This window comes from Halomonas sp. BM-2019 (genome assembly GCF_017584085.1).
Genome location: NZ_CP071922.1, coordinates 2,790,564 through 2,794,568, shown reverse-complemented (window position 1 = coordinate 2,794,568; position 4,005 = coordinate 2,790,564). Strand labels below are relative to the sequence as shown.

4 protein-coding genes and 1 pseudogene are annotated in these 4,005 nt (G+C 50.0%); all 5 read right to left on the bottom strand.

The window, feature by feature from the left end:
- A pseudogene (locus tag J5F18_RS13935) lies at nt 1-193 on the bottom strand (Fis family transcriptional regulator); the annotation flags it as partial.
- 10 nt (nt 194-203) lie between these two features.
- A complete protein-coding gene (gene dusB, locus J5F18_RS13930) occupies nt 204-1,184 on the bottom strand; it encodes a tRNA dihydrouridine synthase DusB (RefSeq protein ID WP_346299197.1) in 981 nt (326 codons plus the stop codon).
- A gap of 165 nt (nt 1,185-1,349) precedes the next feature.
- Nucleotides 1,350-2,234: a 50S ribosomal protein L11 methyltransferase gene (prmA, locus tag J5F18_RS13925; protein WP_346299196.1), complete on the bottom strand. Its 885-nt coding sequence runs from the start codon at nt 2,232-2,234 to the stop codon at nt 1,350-1,352.
- A gap of 99 nt (nt 2,235-2,333) precedes the next feature.
- The gene (accC, locus tag J5F18_RS13920; RefSeq protein ID WP_346302235.1) at nt 2,334-3,677 is read right to left on the bottom strand and encodes an acetyl-CoA carboxylase biotin carboxylase subunit; all 1,344 of its coding nucleotides are present in this window, start codon (nt 3,675-3,677) and stop codon (nt 2,334-2,336) included.
- Between the two features lie 13 nt (nt 3,678-3,690).
- Nucleotides 3,691-4,005, bottom strand: a 315-nt coding sequence (gene accB / locus J5F18_RS13915; protein ID WP_346299195.1) for an acetyl-CoA carboxylase biotin carboxyl carrier protein, incomplete at its 5' end; no start/stop codon positions are given.

Genomic DNA, 4,005 nt, shown 5'->3' with positions numbered 1-4,005 from the left:
CTTCCAATAACGGGGCTTCAACTTCAGACAATACAAGCTCGTATAAATCATCTGGATCCTGACCATCGAGTTGCTTCAGGAAGTTGTTCAGCGCCTGCTTTACCGAATTGCGCAGTGGCTTCGGGTTAGAGTTTTGGCCAATGGTAGTCAAAGGTGTGGATACTGCTTCACGATTTCCGTTTTGGTCAAACATAATAGCGCTCTTATCTCTCGTCTAAGTTAACAAAATAGGTTTCTAGGGCATCTAACTGCTGTTGAGGGTCTTCAATGGCGTTAAACTCGCGCTTGAATTGCTCACTGCCGTCAATGTGCTGCAGGTTTCCCTGCAAATACCAACCGATGTGCTTGCGTGCAATCCGAGGACCACGGGCACCATAAAACTTATGCAGCGCATGCAAGTGCCTGCGCATGACTTGGGCGATTTCAGCGCCTGTTGGCGGAGCATACTCTTCACCCGTTTGGAGAAAGTGGACAATCTCACGAAATATCCAAGGATTCCCCTGTGCACCGCGGCCGACCATCACGGCATCTGCGCCGGTATAGTGCAAAACCTCATGTGCTTTTTGCGGTGTTGTCACGTCACCATTGGCGACCACAGGAATTGAAATTGCCTGTTTAATCGCGCGAATCGTGTCGTACTCCGCGGAGCCTTTATACATACAAGCCCGAGTGCGGCCATGAACCGCTAAGGCTTGAATGCCAGCTTGTTCTGCAATTTTCGCAATCTCAACACCGTTGCGATGTTCCGGGGCCCATCCGGTTCGAATCTTGAGTGTCACGGGGACATCAACTGCCGCCACGACACTCTGCAGAATTCGCTGAACTAGCTCGGGCTCTTGCAATAATGCTGAACCAGCTAGCTTTTTATTTACCTTCTTGGCTGGACAACCCATGTTGATATCGATGATTTGCGCACCTTCAGCAACATTGTGCTGAGCCGCTAAGGCCATCAATTCTGGATCAGACCCAGCAATTTGTACCGAACGAATTCCTGGCTCATCACCATGCACCATTCGAGCTCTCGATTTGTCAGTTTGCCAAACTAGCGGGTTACTCGAGAGCATCTCGGAAACCGCTAGACCAGCACCTAACTCCACACATAAGCGACGGAATGGCAAGTCAGTGACACCTGCCATGGGTGCAAGAATTACGTTGTTTTCTAATTGATAAGGACCTATCCGCATCGGTTATTTTCTGTTCAGCGAAAGGGGAGAGAATTTTAGGGAATTTGCTCGCGAAAGGAAAGGCGATAAAGTGACCAAAATCACATAAAATTGCAATTTTTGCTCTTGACTTTATCGCGCCTGGCACGCTAACCCTGGTGAAATGTTACACAGGTGTTAGCAGACTCATGCGTTGCCGCGTTGACCATGGAGAAAGGTCCATTCTTCCTGATAACGCGGCTCAGCGAATGCAATCGTCGGATGGTAAGCGTCTTGCACCGCCTCTGCTTGCCGGCGGAGGATCCCCGACATACCGAGTAACCCATGCGGCTTTAAGTATTGCAGCATAATGGGCGCTAAGTCTTGTAACGGTCCGGCTAAAATATTGGCGATCACGACGTCAGCTTCAATCGCTGGGGTTTGTTCTGGTAAATAAACCTCGAAACGATCAGCAACACCGTTTAGTTCTGCGTTTTCGCGTGTTGACAGCAGCGCTTGTTGGTCGATATCGGTGCCAATACATTTTGCCGCGCCAAGCTTTAGAGCGGCAATACCTAGCACTCCAGACCCACAACCAAAGTCGACGACTGTCTTGCCTTGCAAGTCTTGCTCGGCTAACCAGCGCAAGCACATCGCCGTGGTTGGGTGTGTGCCGGTACCAAATGCCATACCCGGATCAAGTAAGATATTGGCAGCATCAGCAACGGGCGGTGTATGCCACGAGGGTACGACCCATAGACCATTGCCGAAGTCGATCGGTTTAAAGTTATCCATCCACTCGCGTTCCCAGTCCTTGTCTTCAAGTTGGTCGGTTTTATATTGCAGCGGCTTTTGTAGAAAACTGACTTTCTTTAAATTGGTCAGGACCGGCGTCATGTTGGTTTCAGCCGGGAATAGGCCAGTGACTAAGGTTTGCTCCCAGAGCGGAACTTCACCGGGCGCGGGTTCAAAGATTGGTGCATCTTTAGCGTCTCGATAGGTTACCGCCTGAGCGCCGTTAGCCATAAGTATATCGCCAAGCTGGCGGCCATAGTCTTGTTTTGTGGTGAGCGTCAGTTGGAGCCAAGCCATGCGCGAATCCTCGCCTTTACTTATATCGATGCAGAAACAAAGAAGCTCAGGGTGACCTGAGCTTCGATTCAGAAAGACCTTAAGTTTACCACAATGGAATTAGCTCATACCTAGCTTTTTCTCAAGATAATGGATGTTGGTTCCACCGTGTTGGAAATTCTCATCCGCCATAATATCTTTTTGCAGTGGTACGTTGGTCTTAATGCCTTCCATGATCAGTTCGCTTAAGGCATTACGCATCCGCGCAATAGCAACATCACGATTCTCACCATAGGTAATTAACTTGCCAATCATGGAGTCGTAATTTGGTGGCACACGATATTCGGTGTAAACGTGTGAATCCCAACGAACGCCCATACCGCCCGGAGGATGGAATCGGGAAATAGTTCCAGGTGACGGCATGAAGGTCTTCGGATCTTCAGCATTGATCCGACACTCAATCGCGTGGCCTCGAATAACAATGTCTTCTTGGCTAATCGATAGCGGCCGACCGGCAGCAATCCGCAATTGCTCTTTGACCAAGTCGATACCGGTGACCATCTCGGTGACGGGGTGTTCAACCTGAATTCGGGTATTCATTTCGATGAAATAGAACTCACCGTTCTCGTACAAAAACTCGAATGTACCAGCGCCGCGATAGCCAATTTCAACACAGGCACGGGCACAGCGCTCGCCGATGTTCTTGCGCATTTCCGCGGTAATTCCCGGTGCTGGCGCTTCTTCCACCACTTTCTGGTGACGACGCTGCATTGAACAGTCCCGCTCGCCAAGATGAATCGCATTACCTTGTCCATCCGCCAATACTTGGATTTCGATATGGCGTGGATTTTCAAGAAACTTTTCCATGTATACTATAGGGTTACCAAAGGCAGCGCGGGCTTCGCTCTGCGTCGCGGAAATTGACTTCATTAAGTCCTTTTCTTCGCGTACCACGCGCATGCCACGACCACCGCCGCCACCGGCAGCTTTGATGATGACCGGGTAGCCAATGCGACGAGCAACCTTCTTATTCTTTTCTTCGTCGTCATCCAATGGGCCACCTGAGCCAGGCACGCAAGGAACCCCTGCTTTTTTCATGGCTTCAATGGCCGAGACCTTGTCACCCATGATGCGAATCACGTCAGGCGTTGGGCCGACAAAGATAAAGCCAGAGTTTTCCACTTGCTCAGCAAAGTCGGCATTTTCCGCTAAGAACCCATACCCAGGGTGAATGGCAGCAGCATCAGTCACTTCTGCAGCACTGATAATGCGTGGAATATTCAGATAACTCTCGGTTGCTGATGCCGGACCAATACAAATTGACTCGTCCGCGAGCAACACGTGCTTTAAGTTTTTATCCACCGTCGAGTGAACGGCTACGGTCTTAATCCCGAGTTCTTTACAGGCTCGTAAAATCCGAAGCGCAATTTCACCGCGGTTGGCGATGACTACTTTATCAAGCATAGTTGTTGCCTTTTTATTCGATGATGAACAAAGGTTGGTCAAATTCAACAGGTGCTTCGTTGTCGACCAAAATTTGTTTAACGACACCGGCGACGTCAGCTTCGATGTGGTTCATCATTTTCATCGCTTCGACGATACACAATGTGTCACCTACGTTGACCCGTTGGCCGACAGTTACAAACGCTTTTGAGCCTGGTGCTGGTGACTCGTAGAAAGTACCAACCATAGGTGAGCGAACAATGTGACCGCTCACTTCTTCAGCTGCTGCTGGGGCTGCAGCTGCTGGCGCTGCTGTAGGTGCAGGAGCAGCCGCTTGTGCAGGTGCAGC

Coding starts and splice junctions, on each gene's coding strand:
- accC (WP_346302235.1), bottom strand. CDS start 3,677: ATGCTTGATAAAGTAGTCATCGCCAACCGCGGTGAAATTGCGCTTCGG.
- dusB (WP_346299197.1), bottom strand. CDS start 1,184: ATGCGGATAGGTCCTTATCAATTAGAAAACAACGTAATTCTTGCACCC.
- prmA (WP_346299196.1), bottom strand. CDS start 2,234: ATGGCTTGGCTCCAACTGACGCTCACCACAAAACAAGACTATGGCCGC.